17 protein-coding genes and 1 pseudogene are annotated in these 24,134 nt (G+C 65.5%); 13 read left to right on the top strand and 5 right to left on the bottom strand.

What is annotated here, in order from left to right; genetic code table 11:
- Nucleotides 1-402 precede the first annotated feature (402 nt).
- Nucleotides 403-2,424, bottom strand: a complete 2,022-nt coding sequence (locus BRAD3257_RS37260; RefSeq protein ID WP_122405980.1) for a YgiQ family radical SAM protein — start codon at nucleotides 2,422-2,424, stop codon at nucleotides 403-405.
- A gap of 222 nt (nucleotides 2,425-2,646) precedes the next feature.
- Here BRAD3257_RS37260 and BRAD3257_RS40495 point away from each other — a divergent pair, with 222 nt between their 5' ends.
- A complete protein-coding gene (locus BRAD3257_RS40495; protein ID WP_174221615.1) occupies nucleotides 2,647-2,811 on the top strand; it encodes a hypothetical protein in 165 nt (54 codons plus the stop codon).
- Nucleotides 2,812-2,817: 6 nt separating this feature from the next.
- Here the strand turns inward: BRAD3257_RS40495 and BRAD3257_RS37255 are convergent, their stop codons facing one another.
- Nucleotides 2,818-3,513 (bottom strand): GntR family transcriptional regulator, encoded by a 696-nt coding sequence (locus BRAD3257_RS37255; protein WP_122405979.1) that lies wholly within the window; start codon nucleotides 3,511-3,513, stop codon nucleotides 2,818-2,820.
- Between the two features lie 7 nt (nucleotides 3,514-3,520).
- Complete coding sequence (locus BRAD3257_RS37250; RefSeq protein ID WP_122405978.1) at nucleotides 3,521-4,933, bottom strand: FAD-binding oxidoreductase; 1,413 nt, start codon at nucleotides 4,931-4,933, stop codon at nucleotides 3,521-3,523.
- A 177-nt stretch (nucleotides 4,934-5,110) separates the two neighbouring features.
- Here BRAD3257_RS37250 and BRAD3257_RS37245 point away from each other — a divergent pair, with 177 nt between their 5' ends.
- The 6 genes from BRAD3257_RS37245 to BRAD3257_RS37220 all read left to right on the top strand — a co-directional run bounded on the left by BRAD3257_RS37245 (nucleotide 5,111) and on the right by BRAD3257_RS37220 (nucleotide 14,139).
- A complete protein-coding gene (locus tag BRAD3257_RS37245) occupies nucleotides 5,111-5,995 on the top strand; it encodes a dihydrodipicolinate synthase family protein (protein ID WP_162500490.1) in 885 nt (294 codons plus the stop codon).
- A 211-nt stretch (nucleotides 5,996-6,206) separates the two neighbouring features.
- Nucleotides 6,207-8,528: a TonB-dependent siderophore receptor gene (locus BRAD3257_RS37240; RefSeq protein ID WP_122405976.1), complete on the top strand. Its 2,322-nt coding sequence runs from the start codon at nucleotides 6,207-6,209 to the stop codon at nucleotides 8,526-8,528.
- A 5-nt stretch (nucleotides 8,529-8,533) separates the two neighbouring features.
- A complete protein-coding gene (locus tag BRAD3257_RS37235) occupies nucleotides 8,534-9,727 on the top strand; it encodes a PepSY-associated TM helix domain-containing protein (RefSeq protein ID WP_122406969.1) in 1,194 nt (397 codons plus the stop codon).
- A 71-nt stretch (nucleotides 9,728-9,798) separates the two neighbouring features.
- Entirely contained in the window at nucleotides 9,799-11,031 is a 1,233-nt protein-coding gene (locus tag BRAD3257_RS37230) for a rhodanese-like domain-containing protein (RefSeq protein ID WP_122405975.1), read from the top strand.
- Between the two features lie 125 nt (nucleotides 11,032-11,156).
- Complete coding sequence (serA, locus tag BRAD3257_RS37225; protein ID WP_122405974.1) at nucleotides 11,157-12,401, top strand: phosphoglycerate dehydrogenase; 1,245 nt, start codon at nucleotides 11,157-11,159, stop codon at nucleotides 12,399-12,401.
- 76 nt (nucleotides 12,402-12,477) lie between these two features.
- On the top strand, nucleotides 12,478-14,139 hold the full coding sequence (locus BRAD3257_RS37220) for a tannase/feruloyl esterase family alpha/beta hydrolase (RefSeq protein ID WP_162500489.1): 1,662 nt from the start codon (nucleotides 12,478-12,480) through the stop codon (nucleotides 14,137-14,139).
- Between the two features lie 39 nt (nucleotides 14,140-14,178).
- Here BRAD3257_RS37220 and BRAD3257_RS37215 read toward each other — a convergent pair whose 3' ends face one another.
- Complete coding sequence (locus tag BRAD3257_RS37215; RefSeq protein ID WP_430648841.1) at nucleotides 14,179-15,780, bottom strand: DHA2 family efflux MFS transporter permease subunit; 1,602 nt, start codon at nucleotides 15,778-15,780, stop codon at nucleotides 14,179-14,181.
- Nucleotides 15,746-16,996: an HlyD family secretion protein gene (locus tag BRAD3257_RS37210; RefSeq protein ID WP_122405972.1), complete on the bottom strand. Its 1,251-nt coding sequence runs from the start codon at nucleotides 16,994-16,996 to the stop codon at nucleotides 15,746-15,748. Before BRAD3257_RS37210 ends, BRAD3257_RS37215 begins: the two co-directional genes overlap by 35 nt.
- 141 nt (nucleotides 16,997-17,137) lie before the next feature.
- Here BRAD3257_RS37210 and BRAD3257_RS37205 point away from each other — a divergent pair, with 141 nt between their 5' ends.
- The 6 genes and pseudogenes from BRAD3257_RS37205 (at nucleotide 17,138) to BRAD3257_RS37180 (ending at nucleotide 24,104) form a co-directional block, all read left to right on the top strand.
- Nucleotides 17,138-17,749, top strand: coding sequence for a TetR/AcrR family transcriptional regulator (locus BRAD3257_RS37205; RefSeq protein ID WP_312016188.1), 612 nt, complete (start codon nucleotides 17,138-17,140; stop codon nucleotides 17,747-17,749).
- 48 nt (nucleotides 17,750-17,797) lie between these two features.
- Nucleotides 17,798-18,262 carry a MarR family winged helix-turn-helix transcriptional regulator gene (locus tag BRAD3257_RS37200; protein ID WP_122406967.1) on the top strand — a complete coding sequence of 155 codons (465 nt, stop codon included), beginning with the start codon at nucleotides 17,798-17,800 and terminating at the stop codon, nucleotides 18,260-18,262.
- A 13-nt stretch (nucleotides 18,263-18,275) separates the two neighbouring features.
- Nucleotides 18,276-19,046 carry an enoyl-CoA hydratase gene (locus BRAD3257_RS37195; RefSeq protein WP_122405970.1) on the top strand — a complete coding sequence of 257 codons (771 nt, stop codon included), beginning with the start codon at nucleotides 18,276-18,278 and terminating at the stop codon, nucleotides 19,044-19,046.
- A gap of 117 nt (nucleotides 19,047-19,163) precedes the next feature.
- Nucleotides 19,164-21,245 (top strand): annotated as a pseudogene (locus tag BRAD3257_RS37190) (methyl-accepting chemotaxis protein).
- Between the two features lie 125 nt (nucleotides 21,246-21,370).
- Entirely contained in the window at nucleotides 21,371-22,309 is a 939-nt protein-coding gene (locus BRAD3257_RS37185; protein WP_122406966.1) for a dihydrodipicolinate synthase family protein, read from the top strand.
- Nucleotides 22,310-22,703: 394 nt separating this feature from the next.
- Nucleotides 22,704-24,104: a selenium-binding protein SBP56-related protein gene (locus BRAD3257_RS37180; RefSeq protein WP_122405969.1), complete on the top strand. Its 1,401-nt coding sequence runs from the start codon at nucleotides 22,704-22,706 to the stop codon at nucleotides 24,102-24,104.
- The last annotated feature ends 30 nt before the right edge of the window (nucleotides 24,105-24,134 follow it).

Here is a 24,134-nt window from a genome sequence, read left to right as displayed (position 1 = left end):
ATTCGGTCTCGCAAGGCGATCTCACCTGCAGCCGCCAAGTCTGCAATGGATTGCGAGCCTCCTATCACGCTGAAGGCGGCTGACTTCCGCGTAGCCTTGGAAACTCTTGATACGGAGCTGCGCGGGGCTCGCGCTATCCTGGTTCTTCCGATGCTGCCATCCTGCTCCTGTTTTGCCCGACGGTGCAACAGTTTCGTAAAATCAGCAGAATGCGCAGCGGCCTTTCGAAAAGATCATGCTTGATCGACGAGCGAAGGCGCGGTGGCGATCCATCCCATTTCATCGCGCTGTAAGCCGTTGATTTTGCTGCCCCCGGCTACTGTGCATGGGGTTGTTTTCGAGCTTTTTGTTTGGAGGTGCGAAAGCGCCACGCCGAACCGGACCTGATCCGGCCCTCGCCCGCTACTTCATCACCCTCAGCCCCTTGGTCGTGAACCGCTGCGTCTTGCCGCCCGGACGCACCGGCCGCCGCGTGCCGGCGGCCTTGCCGGTGCCGGGCGGCTGGTGGGCGGGGACGAGCTGGTGGGGCTGCGAGCCGATCAGGTCGGCGCGGCCCATCTCTTTCAGCGCCTCGCGCAGCACCGGCCAATTGTCGGGGTCGTGGTAGCGCAGGAAGGCCTTGTGCAGGCGGCGCTGGCGCAGACCCTTGATCGCCTCGACCTTGTCGCTGCCGCCGTGGCGCACGCCGCGCAAGGGGTTGACGCCGGTGTGGTACATCGCCGTGGCGGTCGCCATCGGCGAGGGCAGGAAGGTCTGCACCTGGTCGGCGCGATAGCGGTTCTTCTTGAGCCAGAGCGCGAGGTTCATCATGTCCTCGTCGGTCGTGCCCGGATGCGCCGCGATGAAGTAGGGGATCAGATAATATTTCTTGCCGGCGCGTTCGGCCGCTTCATCGAACATCCGCTTGAACTTGTTGTAAGCGCCGATGCCCGGCTTCATCATCTTGTCGAGCGGGCCGCGCTCGGTATGCTCGGGCGCGATCTTCAGATAGCCGCCGACGTGATGGGTGACGAGCTCCTTGATGTATTCGGGGCTCTCGACCGCAAGGTCGTAGCGCACGCCGGAAGCGACCATCACCTTCTTGATGCCCTTGGTCTCGCGCACCTTGCGATAGAGCCGGATCAGATCGTCATGCGAGGTGTTGAGGTTCGGGCAGATCTCGGGGAAGACGCAGGACGGCCGCCGGCACGCCGCCTCGACCTTCGGGTCCTTGCACGCCATCCGGTACATGTTGGCGGTGGGGCCGCCGATGTCGGAGATGACGCCGGTGAAGCCCGGCGTCTTGTCGCGGATGCGTTCGATCTCGCGCAGGATCGAGCCTTCCGAGCGGTTCTGGATGATGCGGCCCTCATGCTCGGTGATCGAGCAGAAGGTGCAGCCGCCGAAGCAGCCGCGCATGATCGTCACCGAGAATTTGATCATCTCCCAGGCGGGGATTCTGGCATCGCCGTAGGACGGGTGCGGGGCGCGCGCGTAAGGCAGGTCGTAGACCGCGTCCATCTCCTCGGTGGTGAGCGGGATCGGCGGCGGGTTGAGCCAGAGATCGCGGTCGCCATGACGCTGCACCAGCGGCCGTGCGTTGCCGGGATTGCTCTCCCGGTGCAGCACGCGCGAGGCGCGCGCATAGGCCTCGCGGTCCTGCTCGACCTGCTCCAGCGCGGGCAGCCGGATCACGGTCAAGCCCTTCTGGCGCGTTGCGCCTTCGTCGGCGGAATCGAGATCGTCGGCGTGCAGCTCGGCGTAGTCCGCAGGGACTTTGCGGAACAGCGCGACGCCCCTGATGTCGTCCAGCTCGCGCGCCGTTTCGCCGGCGGCGAGGCGATGCGCCACCTCGACGACGGCGCGCTCGGCATTGCCGTAGAGCAAGAGGTCCGCCTTGGCGTCGGCCAGCACCGAGCGGCGCACCTTGTCGGACCAGTAATCGTAATGCGCGATCCGGCGCAGCGAGGCTTCGATGCCGCCGAGCACGATCGGGGTGTCCTTGAACGCCTCGCGGCAGCGCTGGGCGTAGACGATCGTGCAGCGGTCCGGCCGCTTGCCGCCTTCGCCGCCCGCCGTATAGGCATCGTCGCTGCGGATGCGCCGGTCCGCGGTGTAGCGGTTCACCATGGAGTCCATGTTGCCGCCGGTGACGCCGAAGAACACTTTTGGCTTGCCGAGCGCCCTAAACGGCTCGGCCGAGTGCCAGTCCGGCTGCGCGATGATGCCGACGCGAAAGCCCTGCGCCTCCAGCAGGCGGCCGATGATCGCCATGCCGAAGCTCGGATGGTCGACATAGGCATCCCCCGTCACCAGCACGATGTCGCAGGCATCCCAGCCGAGCGCATCCATCTCGGCGCGGCTCATCGGGAGGAACGGCGCCGGCTTGCGCGGCTGCGCCCGGGCCATCAGCGGTTTTTCGGCGGTGATCATCTGGGTGTCCATGGCGCCTACGCATAGGGCTCCGAGGCCACGAATTCAACCGATCGATGTGTCGCCGGGTGCGACGGTCAGCCGAGGGGTTCCGGCCGCGACGCTACGGACCGATGCCGGTCCGAGGAACCAACCGCGCCTGCGAACATTCTGCTTGAGGGTTCGAAACGAGCCCGGGTCGCGTGCGCCCTCAATCTCGGCGTTCGTGACATCGCCTCTGGCGATGGGGGAATTGTGAGCACGGTCATAGAGAACTTGCTGACGCGGAAACAGAAGCTCGTTGAGGAACTCGAGAAGGCGCAAGCCGTCGAGGACCGCGACAGGATCGAGCATCAACTCGAACAGATCAACACCGCGCTGGATTTCCTGGACAGGCCGGGACCGAAGGAGGGGACGTAGTGGCGCCTAACCGACCTTCAGCGCCTCTACCTTCAGCGCCTCTACTTTCAATGCCTTGGCATAGACCACGCCCGAATTGGTGATATGCGTCGTCATCAGGTCTTCGAAGGCGGCGAATTCGCCGCGTGCGAACAAATCGAGCAGCTTGCGATGCTCGTCGAAGGACGTGCGGGTGCGCACGTCGATCGGTGAGGTCAAATTGGTGCGGAGCGCGGCGACGCGGCCAGAGACGAGCTGATAGGATTCGGCGAGATAGCGGTTGCCGCAATGGGCGAACAGCGCCTCGTGGAAGGCGGCATCGGCGCGGCCATAGGCGATGTTGTCTTTCGCCGTGACCGCGGGCTCCATCGCCGCGATCGCTGCGCTCATCGCCGCAATCGTACCGTCGCGGTCGTGGCGGAAGGCGAGCTCGGCCGCCTTGGGCTCCAGCGCGATGCGGAAGGTGCAGAGCGCATTGATGTCCTCGGCGCTCGGCGTGAACACGAAGCTGCCGACCTGCGGCCGGATCACGACGAGGCCTTGCGCCTGCAACTGTCCCATCGCCTCGCGCACCGGCGTGCGGCTGACGCCGAAGGAACTTGCCACCATCTCCTCGGAGATGGCGGCGCCGAGCGCGAACTCGCCATCGATGATGGCCTGGCGCAGCCGCTGCATCACGCGCAGCGCCAGCGATTTCGGCGTATCGAGCTTGAGCGATCGCATGGTGCCCTCAGATCACCTTGCCGGGATTGAGCAGGTGATCGGGATCGAGCGCAGCCTTCAGGGTGCGCATCAGCGCGATCTCGGCCTCGCTCCTGGCATGGCCCAGCCACTGCTTCTTCAGCGTGCCGATGCCGTGCTCGGCGGAGACGCTGCCACCCATCTCGCGCACCAGACCGTAGATGATCGCGTCCATCTCCTCCTTCGGCTGCTGCGCGACGGAGAGGCCGGTGACCCAGGAGACGAGATGCAGATTGCCGTCGCCGATATGGCCGTAATAGACGCTCTCGCAGCCATTGATGCCGTCCGCGAGCGCGGCCTTGCAGCGCGTGACGAACTCGTCCATGCGCTTGACCGCAAGGCCGATGTCGTAGGAGATGTGCGGGCCCAGCACCTGGCCGAATTCGGCGCAGATGTCGCGCACGCGCCAGAAGGCTTGCGTCTGCGCCAGCGATTGCGCGACAGCGGCGTCGGCGAGCAGCCCGCGCTCCATCAGTTCTTCGAGCCAGCTTTGGAAGCGCGGCGCATCGATGCTCTCGTCGGTGCCCTGCGCTTCCACCAGCACGTAAAGGCCGTGACCTGCTGCGACCGGCGGCTTCACGCCGGCGCGCATCGTGATCACGTCCCAATAGTCCGGCCACATCACCTCGAAGGCCGACAGCAGCGGGCCGAGCCCCGAGCGCGCGGCATCCAGCAGCGCGATCACCGCGGCATAATCCTTCAGCGCGCAGAGCGCGGCCATGGTCGAACGCGGCTTCGGAAACAGCTTGAGCACCACACGGGTGATGATGCCGAGCGTGCCTTCCGAGCCGATGAAGAGATGCTTCAAATCGTAGCCGGCGTTGTTCTTCATCAGCTTGTTGAGATTGGTGATGATGGTGCCGTCAGGCAGCACCACTTCCAGGCCAAGCACCAGCTCGCGCGTCATGCCGTAGCGGATCACGCGGTTGCCGCCGGCATTGGTCGAGAGATTGCCACCGATCGCACACGAGCCGCGCGAGCCGAGATCGAGCGGAAAGAACAAGCCGGCCTCGTCCGCAGCCTTCTGGATCGTCTCCAGCGGCGTGCCTGCCTTTACGGTCATCGTCGCGGAGGCGCGATCGATCTCCTCGATGCCGGTCATGCGCTCCAGCGAGATCGCGACCCAGCCCGCTTCGGGCGAGGCGCCGCGGCATAGGCCGGTCAGTCCGCCCTGCGGCACGAAGGGGAGCCGCGCCTGCCGGCAGATCGCGATGGCATCGGCAACGCCCTGCGCATCGAGCGGCCGGATCACCGCAAGCGGGGTTTGCGGCAGGCTCGCGCTCCAGTCGTTGCAATTGCGCGCCGGCACCTCGCTGCCGGTCAGTACCGCGGCCGCGCCGAGCCTGTCGCGCAACGCGCCGAACACTTGGTCAGGGCCTTCAATGGGGGTCACCATGTTCATGCGAGACCTCCTCTGGATTCGGCTGCGCCTCATGCGCGCCGTGACGGTGGAAAGGGTTTGCACCCGCCTTGTATGTAAGGTACAAGATCAAAAGTAAAGTAAAAACAGGGCTTCGGAAGCGCGGAAGATCATTGGGGATCAGCGGCTTAGTTCGGGGCGGCAGCAAAGGGCGGTGTGATGACGGAGGCAATTCGCGGGTTCTGGGTGGCGTCGGCGACGCCGCTGGCGGCCGATGGCAGTGTGGATCACGCCCGGCTCGCCGGCCATGCCAAGCACCTCTTCAGCAAGGGCGTCGAAGGCGTCGTCCTGTTCGGCACCACCGGCGAAGGCACCTCATTCAACGCCGGCGAACGCGTCGCAACCATCGAGGCCATGCTCAAGGCCGGCGTCGCGCCGGAGCGCATCGGAATCGGCGGCGGCTTCCCCGCCATCACCGACAGCATCGCACTCACGCGCGCCGTGCTCGGCCTCGGCCTGCGTCACGTGCTGCTGCTGCCGCCCTATTTCGACCGCAACGTCACGCCTGAAGGCATTGAGGATGCCTTTGCCGCGATCATCGATGGTGTCGCCGACGAGCGGCTGCGCGCCTCGCTCTATCACATCCCGCAGGTCTCGGGCGTCGCGATCCCGACGACAGTTGCCGCCGGCCTGCGCCGGCGCTACGGCAAGATTGTCGCCGGCCTGAAAGACTCCAGCGGCGACTTCAAACAGTTCCAGGCGTTCCGCAATGCCGCGCCCGAGCTCGCCATCACTGTCGGCAACGAAGCCGACATCGCCCGCGCGATCGCCGCGGGCGGCGCCGGCACCATTTGCGGCATGGCCAATGTCGTGCCGGAGCTGGTCAAGGGCATGCTCGATGGCAGGGATGTCGAGGCGCGCATGCAGGCGGCGATCGACGTCGTGGTGAAGACGCCGTCTCTGGTCGCGACGTTGAAGGCGATCCTCGCCGTGCAGACCGGCGATAGGGGCTGGTTGCGCGTGCGCCCGCCGCTCCGCGCGTTGTCGGACGGCACTGCGTTCAAGCGGAAGCTCGACGCGTTGATCGCGCCTGCGCTCGCGTGAGCCTGCGCAAGATCGCGCCGCGCGGCCGCGAACGCGCGTGCCGCGCGCTGCTCTCGGCGTGACGGCGATTGGAGATTGCCATTCAGCGCCGCCTATTCTTAGAACGATTCGACACTAGAGCGATTCAAGTCCGCTCACGGTTCTCTTCACGCATGGCGGCTGTTAGACGCGCGAGCTTCAATGCAGTGTCTGACCTGGAAGTGAATCGAACGTGCGTGCTCATCTGGGTGGTCGCGACAGCGGCCATCGAATTCGTGCCGGCAAGAGCCGTGCAGGTCTTCTCATCGGAGCAGCGGTGCTGCTCGCCGAATGCCCCTCCACCCCGACGACCGCGCAGGCGCAATCAGCTCTGCCGCCGGTGACCGTGGACGCGCCGGCGCAGCGGCCGAAGTCAGCGCGCGCATCGGATCACTCTTCACGCCGCACGCAAGCCGCGCGCCAGCCCAATCATAATCCCGCCCCCGCAGCGCCGACGCCCTCGGAGCGTGCCGCCGCGGAGGCCGCCGCACAGCAGGCCGCAAAGCTCGGCTACCGCGCGATGCCGAGCGCGACCACGCTGCGCAGCGGCGCCTCGCCGCTCGACACCTCGCAGGCCGTCAACGTCGTGCCCGAGCAGGTGCTGAGGGACCAGCTGCCGCGCAACATCGACGATGCGCTCATCAACGTCTCGGGCATCACCCAGACCAACACGCTCGCCGGCACGCAGGACGCCGTGATCCGCCGCGGCTTCGGCGACAATCGCGACGGCTCGATCATGCGCAACGGCATGCCGCTGGTGCAGGGCCGCAGTCTCAATCCCGCAGTCGAGAGCGTCGAAGTGCTGAAGGGGCCGGCCTCGCTGCTCTACGGCATCATGGATCCCGGCGGCATCGTCAACACCATCAGCAAGCGCCCCGAACTCTATCAGCACGGCTCCGTCACACTGCTCGGCTCAGCCTACAATTCGTCCAAAACCGGCGCCGACGGCCTGCTCGACGTCACCGGCCCGATCGGCGATCAGGGTCTTGCCTATCGCTTCATCGGCTATGGCGTCAGCGAGGATTACTGGCGCAATTTCGGGCGCCATCGCGAGATGCTGATTGCACCGTCGCTCGCGTGGCACGGCCAGAATACCACGGTGCAGCTCAACTACGAGCATCGCGAGTTCATCACTCCGTTCGACCGCGGCACGGCCTTCGTCAACGGCGCGCCGCTGGCGATCCCGGCGACGCGCCGGCTGGACGAGCCCTACAACAACATGTGGGGGACGTCCGACTTGATTCAGGCCTCCATCGAGCATCGCCTCAATCAGGACTGGAAGCTTTTTGCCGGCTACAGCTACAACACCGAGACCTTCAGCGCCAACCAGCTACGCGTCACCGGCGTCAACGCGAAGACCGGCGTCGAGACGCGCAGCAATGACGGCACGCAGGGTTCGCTCAGCAATTCGAGCTACGGCACATCCTACATCTCCGGCGGCTTCTGGCTCGGCGACATGCGCAACGAGGTGCTGTTCGGCGGCGACGGCCAGTATCGCACGATCTACCGCGATAATCTGATCCGGCAGGCGGCCCCGTCGTTCAATGTCTACAACCCGGTCGACGGTCCGATCGGGCCGGGCACGACGGTTTCGAATAGCGACAGCGCCCAGACCGACAAGCTCGGCCAGTGGTCGTTGTTCTTCCAGGACACGTTGCATTTGACCGAGCGTTTCGCGCTGGTCGGCGGCGTGCGCTACATGGATTATGATCAGCTCGCCGGGCGCGGAAAGCCGTTCAAGACCAACACCAACGTTTCGGCGGATGCGGTGCTCCCGCTCGGCGGCGCGATCTTCAAGCTCACCGACCAGATCTCGCTTTACGCGAGCTACACCCAGTCGCTGAAGCCGAACTCGACCATTGCTCCATTGAGCAATGGCGGTGGCGTCGTGCTCGGATCGAACATCGCGCCCGAAGAGGGCACGCAGTACGAGACCGGACTCAAGTTCGATCTCAACAAGCGCCTCTCGGGTACGGTCGCGGTCTACGACATCGAGAAGCAGAACGTGCTGGTCAGCCAGCTCAACACCGTAACCGGTCTCAACGTGTACACCGCGGCCGGCAAGGTCCGTTCGCGCGGCCTCGAGATCGACGTCACCGGCCGGCTCTCCGACGATTGGAGCATGATCGGAAGCTATGGTTACACCGATGCGCGTGTGACCGAGGATCCGACCTATGCGGGCAAGCAGTTGCAGAACGTTGCGATGAACACGGCTTCGCTCTATCTGGTCTACGATCTTGGCACGGTGTTTCCTGGCCAGCTCAGGCTCGGCGGCGGCGCGCGCTATGTCGGCGACCGGCCTGGCGATGCGTCGAACACGTTCGTGCTGCCGTCCTATGTCGTCGCGGATATCTTCGCGACTTATGAGACGAAGCACCAGGCACTGCCGGTCATCTATCAGCTCAACGTCAAGAACCTGTTCGACACCGTCTACTATGCCTCCGCTCAGAACAATCTGGGCGTCGCCATCGGCGATGCAAGACGCGTATCGCTGTCGGCAACGGTGAAGTTCTAGCGATGATGCGGCTGCGTGGGCACACGATCAAGGCGGTCCTGCTCCAGGTCCATTCCATCGCGGGGCTCGTGCTCGCGCTGCTGCTCGCCCTGATCGCGCTGACCGGCGCGATCATGAGTTTCGAGGACGAGATCGTCGATCATCTGAACGCCGACATCATGTGCGTCATACCCCGCGAGATGCCGCCGCTGACGCCTGATGACCTGATCGCGCGACTGAAGGCAGCGCAAGACGTCGGCAAGGTCTCGGCCGTCACGCTGTCGAGCGATCCGGCGGCGGCCGTCCATGTCCGCTTCGCGCGCGACGAGCACGGCGGCCGGCCGGCCTCGCTCTATGTCGATCCCTACGACGCGCGTGTGCTGGGCCTGCCACGTGGCGAGGCGTTCTTCGCGACCGTGCGCAGGCTGCACCGCTGGCTGCTGATCCCCGGTGACGCCAGGGGCTGGGGGCGCCCGATCACCGGCACCGTCGCGCTCGGTCTGGTCGTCATGCTGATTTCGGGTCTCGTGCTGCGCTGGCCGCGTCGCGCCGGCAGCGTCAAGACGTGGCTGAAGCCGAATCTCGGGCTCAGCGGCCGCGGCTTGCACCGCTCGCTTCATGCGGTGATCGGCACCTGGGTCCTTCCGGTCTATCTGGCGATGACGCTCACCGGGCTGTGGTTCTCCTTCGAATGGTACAAGGATGGGCTCATCTGGCTGTTGTCGCGTCCGCAGGTTGCTGCTGCGAAGATGCCGCCCAAGATGCCACCAAAACCGCCCCGTGGGGCCGACCGTTCCGAGCCGGCTCAGCCGATCGGATTCGATCGGGCATGGACGACGTTCCAGCGCGAGGAGGGGGACCGCTTCTCCAGGGCCTTGCTGACGCTGCCGGCCGGCCCAGGCACCGTGATTCGGATCCGGTCGTGGGGGAAGGACCGCACGCTCGAGGCCACGCGTGACGAATTTCGCATCGATGCGGCTGCCGGGCAGCTGGTCTCCGCCGAGCGCTACGACGACAAGAGGTTCGGCGAGAAGATCATCGCGGCGATCTACGACATCCATCGCGGCGCGATCCTGGGGTGGCCGGGCAAGCTCGTTTTCATGATTGCGGCAGTCTTGATGCCGCTGTTCTCGGTCACGGGCATCCTGCTCTATCTGTCGCGCCGCAAGCTGCGGCGCCCGGCACAGCGCCCGCTTGGGCGCCTCGTTCCCGGCGAATGAGCCGGCAAGGCTAGCCAACGCGCTCTCAATCGTTCAAAAGCCCATGGCCTGTCCTTCCCAGGGTCCACGCCATGAAGCTTCCGACCGTCACTCCCGCCGATATCCGCCGCGTACTGCTCCTGCGCGAAGAAATCGCGCTGCTCGATCTCAGATGCGAGGCGGCCTTCGCGACCGGCCATCCGCTGTTCGCCGCCAACATGGCGGCGGACCGGATCGCGGTCGAGGCGCAGGTGCGGCTGCCGCGCAAGGATGTGCCGATCGTGCTCTATGATGACGGGGAGGGGCTGGTCGCGACCGGAGTCGAGCGCCTGGCGGCGCTCGGCTACACCAATATCAGCACACTCGACGGCGGGCTGACGGCCTGGCGCGCTGCGGGCTTTGAGCTGTTCGAGGACGTCAATTCCTACTCGAAAGCGTTCGGCGAACTGGTGGAGTCGCGCCGCCACACGCCCTCGCTGAGCGCCGACGAGGTCGCAAAGCTCATCGCCGACAAGGCCAACATCGCCATCCTCGACGTCCGCCGTTTCGACGAATATGCGACCATGAACATCCCGGGCTCGGTCAGCGTGCCCGGCGCGGAGCTGGTGCTCCGGGCAGGACGAGCCGCACCCGATCCCGAGACGACGATCATCGTCAACTGTGCGGGCCGCACCCGCTCGATCATCGGCACCCAGTCGCTGATCAATGCCGGCGTGCCCAACAGGGTCCGCGCGCTGCGCAACGGCACCATCGGCTGGACGCTGGCGCGCCATGCGCTCGATCACGGCGCCGACAGGCGAGGCGCAATCGGCCCGTTCGAGGGTGGCCCGGCCAATGCCCGCGATGTCGCTTACCGCGCCGGTGTCCGCCACATCGGAGCTAACGAGATGTCGGCGCTTGCCGCGCAGACCCATCGTACGCTGTATCGCTTCGACGTACGCGATGCCGAGGAATATGCAGCCGGCCATCTCCCCGGCTTCCGCCATTATCCCGGCGGCCAGCTCGTCCAGGAAACCGACATGGCCGCGCCCGTGCGCGGTGCGCGCATCCTCCTGACCGACGACAGATGCGTCCGCGCCGACATGACCGCGTCCTGGCTGGCGCAGATGGGCTGGGAAGTCTATGTGCTCGAAGGCGGCTATGACGGTGCGCTCGAGGTCGGCCCGCCGCAACTCTTGCCAAAGCCGGATCCGGCACACCGCTACCGCCGCCCCTACGAAGGCACTGATGTTGCCGAAGCCGCGATGCAGGCCTATCTCGACTGGGAATACGGCCTCGTCGAGCAGCTCCGCCGCGACGGCACGCACGGGTTCTACGTGATTTGACCGAGTCGGTGGGATGCCAAGCCCACCCATCGCCTCGCCATCTTCTCCCCGTGTCCAAGCCCTATTGTGCTGCGCACCGCCCGCGGTCTATGAGCTGCGGCAAAGCTGCTATTTACGGAGATTCCATGTCAGCCCCAGGCCAAAGCCCTGAGCGAAGCGCCAAGGCGCTGCTGCTCGAAGGCGTCAATGACAGCGCCGTGGACCTGTTCCGGAGCGCGGGCTTCAGCAATGTCGAGCGGCTGACCAAGGCGCTGGACGGCGAGGACCTGCGGCGCACGCTCAAGGGCGTGTCGCTGCTCGGCATCCGCTCGCGCACCCAGATCACCGATGAGGTGCTCGCCGCCGCCGACCAGCTTCTCGCGGTCGGCTGCTTCAGCGTCGGCACCAACCAGGTCGATCTCTCAGCGGCGCGCAAGCGCGGTATTCCGGTGTTCAACGCGCCGTTCTCCAACACGCGCAGCGTCGCCGAGCTCGTGATCGGCGAGATCGTGATGCTGCTGCGGCGGATCTTTCCGCGCTCGGTGTCAGCCCATGCGGGGGGCTGGGACAAGTCGGCGACCGGCAGCCGCGAGGTGCGCGGCCGCACGCTCGGCATTGTCGGCTACGGCAATATCGGCTCGCAGCTTTCGACCCTGGCCGAAGCCATGGGCATGCGTGTGATCTATTTCGACCGCACCGACAAGCTTCGTCACGGCAACACCGAGCCGGTCGAGAGGCTGGAGGAGTTGCTGGCGCAGAGCGACATCGTCAGCCTGCACGTGCCGGAGACGCCGGAGACTGCAGGCATGATAGGCGAGAAGGAGCTGCGGGCGATGAAACCGGGCTCGTTCCTGATCAACAACAGCCGCGGCACTGTGGTCGATCTCGACGCGCTCGCGCGTGCCTTGCGCGACGGCCATCTTGCCGGTGCGGCAATCGATGTGTTTCCGGTCGAGCCCTCGTCGAACGCCGAACGCTTCAAGAGCCCGGTGCAGGGTCTGGAGAACGTCATCCTCACGCCGCATATCGGCGGCTCGACCGAAGAGGCGCAGGAGCGGATCGGCGGCGAGGTGGCGCGCAAGCTGGTCGACTATTTCATCACCGGCTGGACCATGGGCGCGGTGAACTTCCCCGAAGTGCAGTTGCATCTCCGTCCCTCCGGCGCGCGCTTCAGCCATGTCCATCGCAACGTGCCGGGCATGCTGCGGCGGCTGAACGAGGTTTTCCTCCAGCGCGACATCAATATCGCCGCGCAGTATCTGGAGACCGCCGGCGACCTCGGCTATGTCGTGCTCGACGCCGATCTCGGTGGTCAGGACTCCGGCGAGCTCCTCCAGCAGATCCGCGCCCTCGACGGCACCGTCGGCGCGCGGCTGGTGTTCGAGCACTAGAGGCTTGTTGACGGCCCTCGGGAGGTCGCATTCAATGTGGTCTCCTGACAGATCGAACAACAGCTGGGTGGAAACGATGACTCTGACGAGGGCGAAGCTGTGCGCATGGCTCGTGGGGACGGCAGCTGCGCTGAGCGCGAACGCCGCGCTCGCCGCGACATTGCCTGAGGACGCGGAGACCGTCTGCAAGGGGCTCAATGGCGGCACTGACGCCGTGAAGATCGATTCCGCAGCGTTGCAGGCACCCTCGCAGCTCGCCGTCGCCGAACGTGGGCCGACCCCGTCCGGGCGCATCACGCCCGTCAATCCAGCCTTTTGCAAGGTGCTTGGCCATATCGACCCCGTTGATCCCACGGCGCCGCCGGTCAAATTCCAGGTCAACCTTCCCGTCGAATGGAACGGCCGCTCGCTGCAATATGGCGGCGGCGGCTTCAACGGTGTGCTGATCACGGGCCTCGCGCTGCCGCCGGCCTATCCCTTCGACAAGCCATCGCCGCTCGCGCGCGGCTTCGTCACCTACGGCACGGACTCCGGCCACGAATCCAAGCCGGGCGAGCCGCCGCAGCTGTTCGCGCTGAACGACGAGGCTTTCGAGAATTTCGCCCATCGCGCCTACAAGAAGGTGCGCGATGCTGCCGTCGCGCTGATGCAGCGCGCTTACGGCAAGAAGCCGGAGAAGATGTACTTCATGGGCTCGTCCGAAGGCGGCCGCGAAGGCCTCACCATGGCGCAACGCTACCCCGACGATTTCGACGGCATCTTCGCCCGCGTGCCCGTGATCAACTGGGTCGGCCTGCAGCATGCCGGCACGCGCTCCGGCCTCGTCAGCATGGGCGAGGGCTGGATCAATCCGGCGCAGGTGAAGCTGGTCGCCGATGCAGTGCGCGCGGCCTGCGACAAGGCCGACGGCTCCGACGACGCGCTGGTGCAGGACCCCGTCGCCTGCAAGGCGGCGTTCAAGGCCGAGACGCTGCGCTGCGCGGCGGGCAAGAGCGGCGATCAGTGTCTCACCGATGCGCAGATCAAGGCGATCAACACGCTGCACGCGACCTACAAATTCCCGTTCTCGCTCGCCAATGGTCTCGACGACTATCCGGGCTGGGGCGTGTCGGGCGAGGATACGCCGGCGATCGGGCCGACCGGCGGCTGGGTCGCGTGGTGGCTCGGCACCGCGCCGCCGGCGCAGCCGCCTGCGCCGAACAACGGCATCGCCTGGATCTACGGCGCCGGCGGCATTCAATATGTCTTCGCGCGCGATCCGAAGCTCGACCTCACCACCTACAAGGTGGAGGACCACAAGGCGCGGCTGCTCGAGGTCTCCAGCCTGATGGACTCGACCGATCCCGATCTCAGCCGCTTTCGCGCGCGGGGCGGCCGGCTGATCATGCTCGAACACATGGCCGACTATGCGCAGAGCCCCTATGCCGGCATCCGCTATTTCGAAAGCGTCGAGCGCAAGATGGGCAGGGCAGAGACGGCGGAATTCGCGCGGCTCTACACCGCGCCCGGCGTCGATCATGTCGGCTCCGGCGCGCCGGCCAATGTCGACATGCTGAGCGTGCTGGTCGACTGGGTCGAGAACGGCAAGGCGCCCGGCGACCTCGAAGTCAGCGAGCAGAAGGTCGAGGCGCCGTCCTTTGCGGTGACCCGCTCGTTGCCGCTGTGCCGCTGGCCGGCCTGGCCGCATTACAAAGCGGGACCGGTGACGGAGGCGTCGAGTTTTGCCTGCGCGCCGTGAGTTTTCACCTCTCCTCGCAAGCGGGGAGAGGTGAAAAGCCTAATGCGCGCCACCACCGGCACCCGCCGCCCTTACCCGCCGCGTCAGAAGCACCGCGATCGCGGCGAGCACCAGCACCACGCCGATCACCGCAAAGGTGTCGGAATAGCCCATCACCAGCGCCTGGCGTTTCACCGTCTTGCCGAGCGCGATGATGGCCTGCTCGCGTGCGGCATAGGGATCGGGGACGCCGTGGGCCATGAAATAGTCCGTCATCTGCACAATGCGGTTGCGGACCTCCTCGCGGCCGAGCGTGACGGAATGGCCGATGATGTTGGAGTGGAATTGCTCGCGCTTGGTGACGATGGTGGCGAGCACCGCGGTGCCGATGGCGCCGCCGAGGTTGCGCATCATGTTGGAGATGCCGGAGGCGGCCGCCGCATCCTGCGGCGCGACGCTGCCGAGGCTGAGCGCCGAGAGCGGCGCCAGCGTCAGCGCCTGGCCGACCGCCCGCACGATATTGGGCACCAGGAACTGATCGCCGGAATAATCGAGCGACATCTGGATGTTCATGAAGGAACTCGCGGCGAATAGCAGCAGGCCGACGGTGGCGACATAGCGGCCGTCGAACCGCTGCATCAGCTTCGGCACCAGCGGAATCAGCAGGAGCTGCGGCAGGCCGGTCCAGGCCAGCACGTTGCCGATCTGCTCGGCATTGTAGCCCTGCACCTGACCGAGATAAGCGGGCAGGAGATAGACCGAGCCGAACAACGCGAAGCCGAGGAAGACAGCCGCGATCGTGCCGATGCCGAAATTCCACTGCGTCAACAGGCGCAGGCGCAGCAGCGGCTTCTCCACCACGAGCTCGTTGACGATGAACAGCGACAGGCTGACCGCGGCAATGACCGCGAGACGCACGATGAAGGGTGAGCCGAACCAGTCGTCCTTGTTGCCTTCCTCCAGCACGGCCTGCAGCGAAGCGAGGCCGATCGCCATGGTGGCGATGCCGAACCAGTCGCCTTCGCGCAGCAGAGTGAGGTTGAGCGGTCGGCGCTCCAGCGTGAAGAACAGCGTGGTCACCATCACCGCGGTCGGCAGCACGTTGACGAAGAAGATGGTCTGCCAGCCGTAATTCTCGGTGAGAAAGCCGCCGATGGTCGGGCCGATCGCGGGTGCGAACGTCACGGCGAGCGAGAACATGGCAAGACCGATCGGCTGCTGGCCCTTCGGCAGCTTGGTGAACACCAGCGTGAAAGCCATCGGAATCAGCACGCCGCCGAAGAAGCCCTGAAGACCTCGCATCGCGATCATCGACGGCAGATCGTGGGTGAAGGCGCAGGCGACCGAGAAGGCGGCGAACAGGCTCGCGAAACCCAGGATGATGTTGCGGAACGAGAACACCCGCGACAGATAGTCGGTCAGCGGAATGACGATGATCTCGCCGATCAGGTAGGACGTCGAGATCCAGGATCCGTTGTCGGCGCCGGTGCCGATGCCGCCTTCGATGTTGAGCAGCGAGGCGTTGGTGATCTGGATGTTCAGGATCGCCATGAAGGCGCCGATCATCGCCGCGAACACGGCGATCCAGATCGTGGCGCTGGCCCGATTGGGGTCGGCAGCGACGCGCTCAGGCGTCGCGGCCGGAATTGCTTGTGCTGGCATCGATATTGAGAGGCTGTTTGACATGGCACGACCCTCCGGAAACAGGTTTTGCTTTGGGCGTCGCTGCCGCCTGAGCGGTCGGCGCCGAGCGCGTTGCGATCGTCGGGATCACGGACATGCCGGGCCGCAGCTCGATCGCAGGCGCGGTCTCGGCGTCCAGCGCGATCTTCACGGGAATGCGCTGCACGATCTTGGTGAAGTTGCCGGTGGCGTTGTCGGGCGGCAGCAGCGCGAACTCCTGGCCGCTGGCCGGCGCGATGGAATCGACGTGCCCATGCACGACCTGGCCCGGGAACGTGTCGACCTCGATCCAGACGCTCTGTCCGGCGTGGACGTGGGTGAGCTGCGTCTCCTTGAAATTGGCGACCACATAGGCGCCCGTGGCCGGCACGATCGACATCAACTGCGTGCCCGCCTGCACATACTGGCCGATGCGTAAGGTGCGATTGCCGACGACGCCGTCGATCGGCGAGACGATCGTGGTGTAGCCGAGATTGAGCTCGGCCTGTTGCTGGACTGCGGCTGCGCGCGCGGCGGCGGCCCTGGCTTGCACGATCTCGGCCTTGAGCAGATCGACCTGCTTCTGTGCGGAGATGAGGTTGGCGTTGTCGCGCGCGATCGCGGCGTCCGCGCCGGCATCGCGCGCCTGCGCCTGCTGCGCATTCTGCACGCTGCCGTAACCGGTCCTGGCGAGATCGGTGTAGCGCTTGTTCTCCTGCTGCGCGAAAATCTTCGCGGCGGTGTCGACATCGATGGTCGCCTTTGCGGCCGCGATCACCGCTTCCTGAACCTCGAGCTGGGCCTGCTTGCTGGTCACCGTCGCGTTCGCGGCGGCGACGTCGGCCTTGGCCTGATCAAGCGCGACGCGGAAGTCGCGGTCGTCGATCCGGGCCAGCATCTGGCCGGCCTTCACATGCTCGTTATCGGCGACCAGGACGCGGTCGAGATAGCCGCTGACCTTCGGCGCGATGGTGGTGTTGTCGGCCTTCACATAGGCGTCATCGGTGGAGACGAGGAAGCGGCCGACGGTCCAGTAGTCGTAGCCGTACCAGCTCGCGCCGGCGAGCGCGATGGCGGCCACGCCGGCCAGCAACAGCTTGCGAAGGTTCAGCTTTCGGCGCGGAGCGGGGGCCGGCGCGGCGGGCAGGATGCCTTCGGGCGGGCTGGTTGGCACCACGATGGTTTCACTCTTGGACGGGTTGGTGTGCACGGTCATGGCCGGGTCCCTGAATTAGGAAACTTGACGATTTCCAAAATAGGACTAGCTTGGGGAGAGTCAATGGAATGACAGGCATCATCTAAAAACATGGCTCAGGCAAACCCGTCATCAGAAGGCCGTCCGCGCGGGCGACCGCCGGTGCGCAGCGACGACGAGACGAAGCGGATCGTGATCGAGGCGGCACGGCACGCTTTCGCCGTCGATGGCTACGCAGCAACCAGCACCGAAGAGCTGGCGCGTGGCGCCGGCATCTCCACCAAGACTCTCTATCGGCTGTTTCCGAGCAAGGCGGCGCTGTTCGAGGCGATGTGCGCAGATCGGCTCGACCGGTTGCTCTCCGATGTCAATCTTCACGCCAACAATCAGGCCGACATCGAAACGAGCCTAGCTGCCGTGCTTGTCGCCTGTGCCGATCTCGCGCTCGATCCGGAGGTCGTGGCGCTGCAGCGTATGGTGCTGCAGCAGTCGGCCACGTTTCCCGACCTTGCCGCGAATTTCTACAGGGACGGCATCTCCCGTACGGCGGCGGCACTCGCGGGCTGGCTCCGCGATCAAGTTAAGAAGAAGCGCATCACGCTCGAAAACGTCGATGAAGCCGCCGGGATGATGATCGGCATGATGGTGTCGGCGCCGCAGCGTGCTGCGATCTATGCGAACCTGACATTGCCCTCGCGCAAGGAGATCGAGAAGCGGGCGAAGGTATGCGCCGCAATTCTGCTCGACGGCTGTCGCGGGCCGTTGGGCAACTAAGCGACGGCAGGTTTTGACAATCCGCCGGAGCTCGACTATATGTTTCGCATGCGAAATAAATCGCCAGAGGCGAGGCATCACCGGCTGATCTACCTGCTCAACGTCGCACAGCGGCGTTTGCAGCGCTGGATGGCGGCGCAACCGCAAAATGAGGTGACGCCGGCGCAGGCCGGGCTGCTGTTCATTCTCGGCAAGCAGGACGGCATTCTCATGGGCGAGGCGGGCGCGGCGCTCGACATGGGGCCGGCCGGGATTTCCGGGCTGGTTGATCGCAGTGCTGCGGCAAGGCTGGTCGAGCGCAGGGCCGATCGCGAGGACGGACGCGCCTTTCGCGTGTGGCTGACGCCGAAGGGACGGACCGTGCTGGCGCAGGCGAAAGCTGCCGCGGCGGAAGTCAACGCGGCGCTGACGGACGGATTCACGGCTGCGGAGATCGACATCGTCGCGCGCTGGCTGACCAGCATTCAGGACAAGTTTCCAAGATCTTCAGAAGCAAGACATTCAGACGAATAGAAGGAGCAGAGCCATGACCGAGCATGTCCGGATCGAGAATAGCGACCGAATTCTCACCCTCACGCTGGCGCGTCCCGACAAGAAGAACGCGCTGACCGATGCGATGTACGGCAAGCTGGCGGATGCAATCGAATCCGCCGAGTTCGATCCGTCCGCTCGCGTGATCCTGATCCGCGGCGAGGGCGACATGTTCACTGCCGGCAACGACGTCGGCGAGTTCGCCGCAGTTGCCGCCGGCAAGTCCGAAGGCAGCCGCAACGTCGTGCGCTTCATCCAGTCGCTGGCCCGCTGCACGCGGCCGCTGGTTGCGGCCGTGCAGGGCCGTGCCGTTGGCGTCGGCACCACGATGCTGCTGCATTGCGATCTCGTCGTGCTTGCCGAGGACGCGCAATTGTCGACGCCGTTCGTCAGCCTCGCGCTGGTGCCGGAGGCTGCGTCCAGCCTGTTGATGCCGGCACGCATCGGCTACGCCCGCGCCTACGAGATGTTCGCGCTCGGTGAGGCCGTTCCTGCCAAGTCGGCGCTGGAATGGGGCCTCGCCAACCGCGTGGTGCCGCTCGACAAGCTCGATGCCGAGGCGCTCGCGCTCGCCCAGCGTCTCGCCCGCCAACCGGCCGGTGCCCTCATCGCGACCAAGCGGTTGATGCGCAACGGCGAGGCACTGGTCGCGCAGATGCAGGCCGAGGGCGAGCAGTTCGCGCAGCGCCTGCGTACCGCCGAGGCGCGCGAGGCGTTTACGGCGTTTGCCGAGCGCCGGCCGCCGGACTTCACGAAGGTGGCGTGAGCCGGCTGCCTAAAAAGGCGGCAACTCCGGGAGGCATATCACTTGAGATAAACCTTAACGAAAATTTGGCATGTTGCCGTGCAAGATGACTGCTCGCGACAAGCAGGTCTTCGGTCCATGTCAATTCTTAAGAAATCGGTAAGCACGCTTCTCCTGGTCTTGATGGCTCTGCTGGCGGCTAGCGCGCTCACCAGCACGGCGATCCAGATGGCCGGAGCATTCGGCCGCTACAGCGACAGTCTCGAGACGGCCCGGCTTGCCGCCGCCGACAAGGCGATCTTCCATGGCGTGGTCGCGCTGCGCAACAATCGCGGCGACGCCCAGAGTGCGTTGCTCGGCGAGGACGATCCACGCGCCAAGCTCGATGCCGCCGATAAGGCCGAACACGCCGGCTATGACGCGATTGTCGCTGCGCTCGCGACGGTCGAATTCGCCCGGCGCGACGAGCTCGCCAGCACGCTGAAGCAGCGCTGGAGCGAGGCTGCACCGAAATTCCAGCTTTTCTACGACGAGGCGAAGCAGCCGCGCGCCGAGCGCAAGCTGGAGCGTACCAGCATCTGGTACGATTCCATCACCAAGGTGATCGATACCGCCAACCTGGTCTCCACCGCGGTGTCGAACCGCGCCTGGATCAACGATCCGTTCATCGCCCGCATGATTCAGGTCCGCCGGCTCGCCTGGTAGGTGCGCGACCGCTACGGCATCCCGTGCTCGACGCTGCGGCCGAACGTCAACACCAGCAAGCCGCTCGACGAAAACCAGAAGCAGACGGTGGCCGGCTGGAACGGAACCGTTGCCGTCGGCTGGACCGGCATGGACGAACTGCTGGCCGCGCCCGACGTGGCCGCAGATCTGGTCGAGGCGGCGAAGGAGGCGCGGGCAAAGACCGACGGCGCGCTCAAGAAGATGGGAGAGATCACCAGGAATTTCGACGGCAGCGGCAAGCCCGCGATGCCCGCTGCGGAGTGGAATGCGCTGTGCCAGTCACCCTTCGCATCCATCGTCGCGATCGCCAGCAAAGCGCTCGACCTGTCGATCGCGCACGCCGAGGCCGTGCAGGCGAAGGCCCTGACCAATCTCATCGTGCAGTCTTTCGCGTTCCTGCTCGCGCTGGCCGTGATCCTGGCCGCCGTGTTCGTGGTGCGCAATCGCCTCATGCGGCCGGTGCGCGCAATCCTCAACGCGATCGCGCGCATCAGCGCCCGCGACTATGCGACACCGGTTCCGCAATCCCGGCATCCCGACGAGTTCGGCACCATGGCTGCTGCGCTCGAAAGCCTGCGTGAGAGCGCGGCGACCGCGGAACGGCTGGGCCAGGAACGCGAATCGCAGCAGGCGCTTCAGCTCGCCCGCTCCGGCACCGTCGATGCGGCCTGCCGCAGCTTCGACGATACCGTGCAGGCGGTCATCCAGAGCGTCGTGGCCTCGACGCGGGAGCTCGACGCGACCGCGACCGGCGTACGCTCGCTGGTCCTGGAATCGAGCAGCCAGACCGCCGCGGTCTCGTCCGCGGCCGAGCAAGCCACCAACAACCTCGAGACCATCGCGGCCGCGACCGAGGAGCTTTCCGCATCCGTCGGGGAGATCTCCGCACAGGTACAGTCGAGCGCACGCGAGGCCCGCGAGGCCGTGGCACAGGCCGAGCAAACCAACGCCATCGTCGAGATCCTCGATCAGACCGCGAGCCGCATCGGCGAGGTCGTGAAGATGATCAACGCCATCGCGGCCCAGACCAACCTTCTGGCGCTGAACGCCACCATTGAAGCTGCGCGCGCAGGCGAGGCCGGCCGCGGCTTCGCCGTGGTCGCCGGCGAGGTCAAGAGCCTCGCCTCCCAGACGGCCACAGCGACCGAAGAGATCTCGCGCCAGGTCGAGGAGATCCAGGGGGCCACCGGCCAGGCCGTCACCGCGATCCGCTCGATCGGCGGCGCCATCAGTGGCATCGACGAGAAGATGACGGCAATCGCCGCCGCCGTCGAGCAGCAGCGCGCGGCCACCACCGAGATCTCGCGAAATTTCCAGCAGGCAGCCCAGGGCACCCGCGAGGTCACCGACACCATCGGCAGCGTCGCGAGGCTCAACCAGGAGACCGGCAACGCCGGCACGGTGCTGTCGGACTCCGTCAAGAAGATGTCGGCCGATGCCGATCGTCTCCGCGTCGCGGTCGAAGGCTTCTTGGGAGCCGTGAAGACGGCATAATCTCGTCGTCTCTTCATCAGGTGTCGCGCGGGGCATTGCCGCCGGTCCGCGCGACGGGTAGATGTGTCAGCCACGCCGCGCGAGCGCGGCGACGGACGTAAGACACATCAGGGATGGAGAGTTCGATGCCGGTCACCCCCCACAAGGCCCAGCGCCCGTATCGCGGCGTGTTCCCGGTCGCGCCCACCATCTTCGACGAGCGCGGCGAGCTCGACCTCGAGGGCCAGCGCCGCTGCATCGACTTCATGATCGATGCCGGCTCACACGGTCTCTGCATCCTCGCCAATTTCTCCGAGCAGTTCGTGCTCACCGATGCCGAGCGCGAGACCGTGATGCATACGGTGCTGGAACATGCCGCTGGCCGGGTCCCCGTGATCGTCACCACGACGCATTTCAGCTCGGCCGTGTGCGCCGCGCGCAGCAAGCAGGCCGAAGCGGCGGGGGCCGCCATGGTGATGGTGATGCCGCCCTATCATGGCGCGACCTTCCGCGTGCCGGAGAAGGGCATCGTCGAGTTCTTCAAGGTGCTCTCGGGCGCGATCGACATTCCCATCATGATTCAGGATGCGCCGGTGGCGGGCACGCCGCTCTCGGTCGAGCTGCTGGCGCGGCTGTCGCGCGAATTCTCCAACATCCGCTATTTCAAGATCGAGGTGCCGGGCGCGGCTTCGAAGCTCCGCAGCCTGATCGAGGCCGGCGGCAAGGATATCGAAGGTCCCTGGGACGGCGAGGAGGCGATCACGCTGCTGGCCGATCTCGACGCCGGCGCCACCGGCGCCATGACCGGCGGCGGCTATCCCGACGGCATCCGCCAGATCATCGATCCCTATTTCGCCGGCGATCGCGAGAAGGCGAAGGCCGCCTATGAACGCTGGCTGCCGCTGATCAACTACGAAAACCGCCAATGCGGACTGATCGCCTGCAAGGTCATGATGCAGGCCGGCGGCGTGATCAAATCCGAGATGGTACGGCATCCCTTGCAGCCGCTGCATCCGGCGACGCGCGCCGGCCTGCTGGAACTCGCCAAGGAACGCGACGCGCTGGCGCTGCGGTGGGGGAAGTAGCGGCGCCAGACATTCATTGTCGTCCCGGACAAGCGCGCAAGAAGCGCGCGCAGATCGGGGATCCATATCCACAGGGAGTGGTTTGGCGAAGACTTTGGGTTACCAGCTCGCGCCAAACTTCTCGCTGCGGATACGGGTCCTGGCCCCCGTGCGCAATTGCGCACCAGGCCGGGACGACACCGGATGTGAGCTACGAGCTCCGGCCGTATTCCGCCGGGCTGAAGGCGTCGAATTAGCGCGGCTCCAGGCCGTTTCCCGCAGCTCCGCGATGGCATATTGTACGCCCGCCAACCAGGCCCCGCGGAGCAATCTCGAAACGTCGCCCAACACCTCTTCATTATGCCGTTATCCCGAGCCAAGTTGGCGCGAACCGACAGAACAGGGAGGCAGTGCCATGACGATGAGGCCGGATCCCACCTTTCACGCATCGCCCAAGCTTGCGATGGAAGCACCTGCGGAGAACTTTGCCTACACGTTGCTGCTCAGTCCGGATTTCTCGAAGCCGGATGCTCTCGCGGTCATCGACGTCAAGCCGGGATCGCCGACCTACAGCCAGATCGTCCACACCGTGACGATGCCCAACAAGGGCGATGAGTTTCATCATTTCGGCTGGAATGCTTGCTCCTCGGCCTTGTCGCCGCTGGCGGGACATGCCTTCATCGAGCGGCGCTATCTCATCATCCCAGGGCTCCGCTCGTCGCGAATCTACATCATCGATACCAAGCCCGATCCGACCAAAGCCAGGATCCACAAAATCATCGAGCCGGAGGAAGTCTTCAAGAAGACCGGCTACTCGCGGCCGCACACGATCCATTGCGGGCCGGACGGCATTTACGTGAGCACGCTGGGCGGCGGCGGCAAGGACGGCACCAACGGTCCTCCCGGCGTTTTCATCATGGATTGCGAGACCTTCGAGGTGCTGGGTCGATGGGAGATCGACCGCGGTCCGCAGACACTGCATTATGATTTCTGGTGGAACCTGCCGCGCGACTACATGGTGACGAGCGAATGGGCATTGCCGCCGCAGTTCGAGAACGGGATCGTCCCGGAAGATCTGCTGTCGAACAAATATGGCCATCGTCTCCACTTCTGGGATCTTCGCGCCCGTCGCAACGTCCAGACCATCGACCTCGGCGCCAATCATCAGATGGCGCTGGAGGTGCGACCGGCGCACGATCCGGTTCGCGAGTACGGCTTCGTTGGCGTCGTGGTCGACACCACCAACCTTGAAGCATCGATCTGGACCTGGTGGCGCGAAGGCGGGACATTCCATGCCGAGAAGACGGCGACGATCCCACCCGAGCCCGCGCCCAAGGAGAAGCTCCCGCCGCTGCTGCAGGGATTTGGCGCCGTGCCGCCGCTGGTGACCGACATCGACCTGTCGATGGACGACCGGTTTCTCTACGTCTCGTGCTGGGGCACGGGTGAAATGCGCCAGTATGACGTCAGTGATCCGCGCCAGCCGAAGCTTGCGGGCTCCGTCCACATCGGCGGCATCGCGCGCCGCGCGCCCCATCCAAACGGTAAGCCATTTGCGGCGGGTCCGCAGATGGTCGAGATCAGCCGCGACGGCAAGCGCGTCTACTGGACCAATTCGCTCTATTCCACCTGGGACGACCAGTTCTATCCCGATGGGGTTCCGGGCGTGGAGGTCATGGCCAATGTCGGTCGCAACGGCGGCCTCGAGCTCGACAAGAACTATTTCGTGAGCTTCCCCGACGGATATCGTGCGCACCAGATCAGGCTCGAGGGCGGCGATTGTTCGACGGACTCCTTTTGCTATCCGTCGGTCTAGATTGGGGGCACGCGAGCCCGGCACTCGGCT

Source organism: Bradyrhizobium vignae (genome assembly GCF_900324035.1).
Taxonomy (GTDB): domain Bacteria; phylum Pseudomonadota; class Alphaproteobacteria; order Rhizobiales; family Xanthobacteraceae; genus Bradyrhizobium; species Bradyrhizobium vignae.
This window is presented reverse-complemented; position numbering and strand designations above follow the sequence as displayed.

What these genes read in the sequence shown, in the direction of transcription:
- BRAD3257_RS37260 (WP_122405980.1), bottom strand. Translation starts at nt 2,424, where the DNA reads ATGGACACCCAGATGATCACCGCCGAAAAACCGCTGATGGCCCGGGCG.
- BRAD3257_RS37255 (WP_122405979.1), bottom strand. Translation starts at nt 3,513, where the DNA reads ATGCGATCGCTCAAGCTCGATACGCCGAAATCGCTGGCGCTGCGCGTG.
- BRAD3257_RS37250 (WP_122405978.1), bottom strand. Translation starts at nt 4,933, where the DNA reads ATGAACATGGTGACCCCCATTGAAGGCCCTGACCAAGTGTTCGGCGCG.
- BRAD3257_RS37245 (WP_162500490.1), top strand. Translation starts at nt 5,111, where the DNA reads ATGACGGAGGCAATTCGCGGGTTCTGGGTGGCGTCGGCGACGCCGCTG.
- BRAD3257_RS37235 (WP_122406969.1), top strand. Translation starts at nt 8,534, where the DNA reads ATGCGGCTGCGTGGGCACACGATCAAGGCGGTCCTGCTCCAGGTCCAT.
- BRAD3257_RS37230 (WP_122405975.1), top strand. Translation starts at nt 9,799, where the DNA reads ATGAAGCTTCCGACCGTCACTCCCGCCGATATCCGCCGCGTACTGCTC.
- serA (WP_122405974.1), top strand. Translation starts at nt 11,157, where the DNA reads ATGTCAGCCCCAGGCCAAAGCCCTGAGCGAAGCGCCAAGGCGCTGCTG.
- BRAD3257_RS37220 (WP_162500489.1), top strand. Translation starts at nt 12,478, where the DNA reads ATGACTCTGACGAGGGCGAAGCTGTGCGCATGGCTCGTGGGGACGGCA.
- BRAD3257_RS37215 (WP_430648841.1), bottom strand. Translation starts at nt 15,780, where the DNA reads ATGCCAGCACAAGCAATTCCGGCCGCGACGCCTGAGCGCGTCGCTGCC.
- BRAD3257_RS37210 (WP_122405972.1), bottom strand. Translation starts at nt 16,996, where the DNA reads ATGACCGTGCACACCAACCCGTCCAAGAGTGAAACCATCGTGGTGCCA.
- BRAD3257_RS37200 (WP_122406967.1), top strand. Translation starts at nt 17,798, where the DNA reads ATGCGAAATAAATCGCCAGAGGCGAGGCATCACCGGCTGATCTACCTG.
- BRAD3257_RS37195 (WP_122405970.1), top strand. Translation starts at nt 18,276, where the DNA reads ATGACCGAGCATGTCCGGATCGAGAATAGCGACCGAATTCTCACCCTC.
- BRAD3257_RS37185 (WP_122406966.1), top strand. Translation starts at nt 21,371, where the DNA reads ATGCCGGTCACCCCCCACAAGGCCCAGCGCCCGTATCGCGGCGTGTTC.
- BRAD3257_RS37180 (WP_122405969.1), top strand. Translation starts at nt 22,704, where the DNA reads ATGACGATGAGGCCGGATCCCACCTTTCACGCATCGCCCAAGCTTGCG.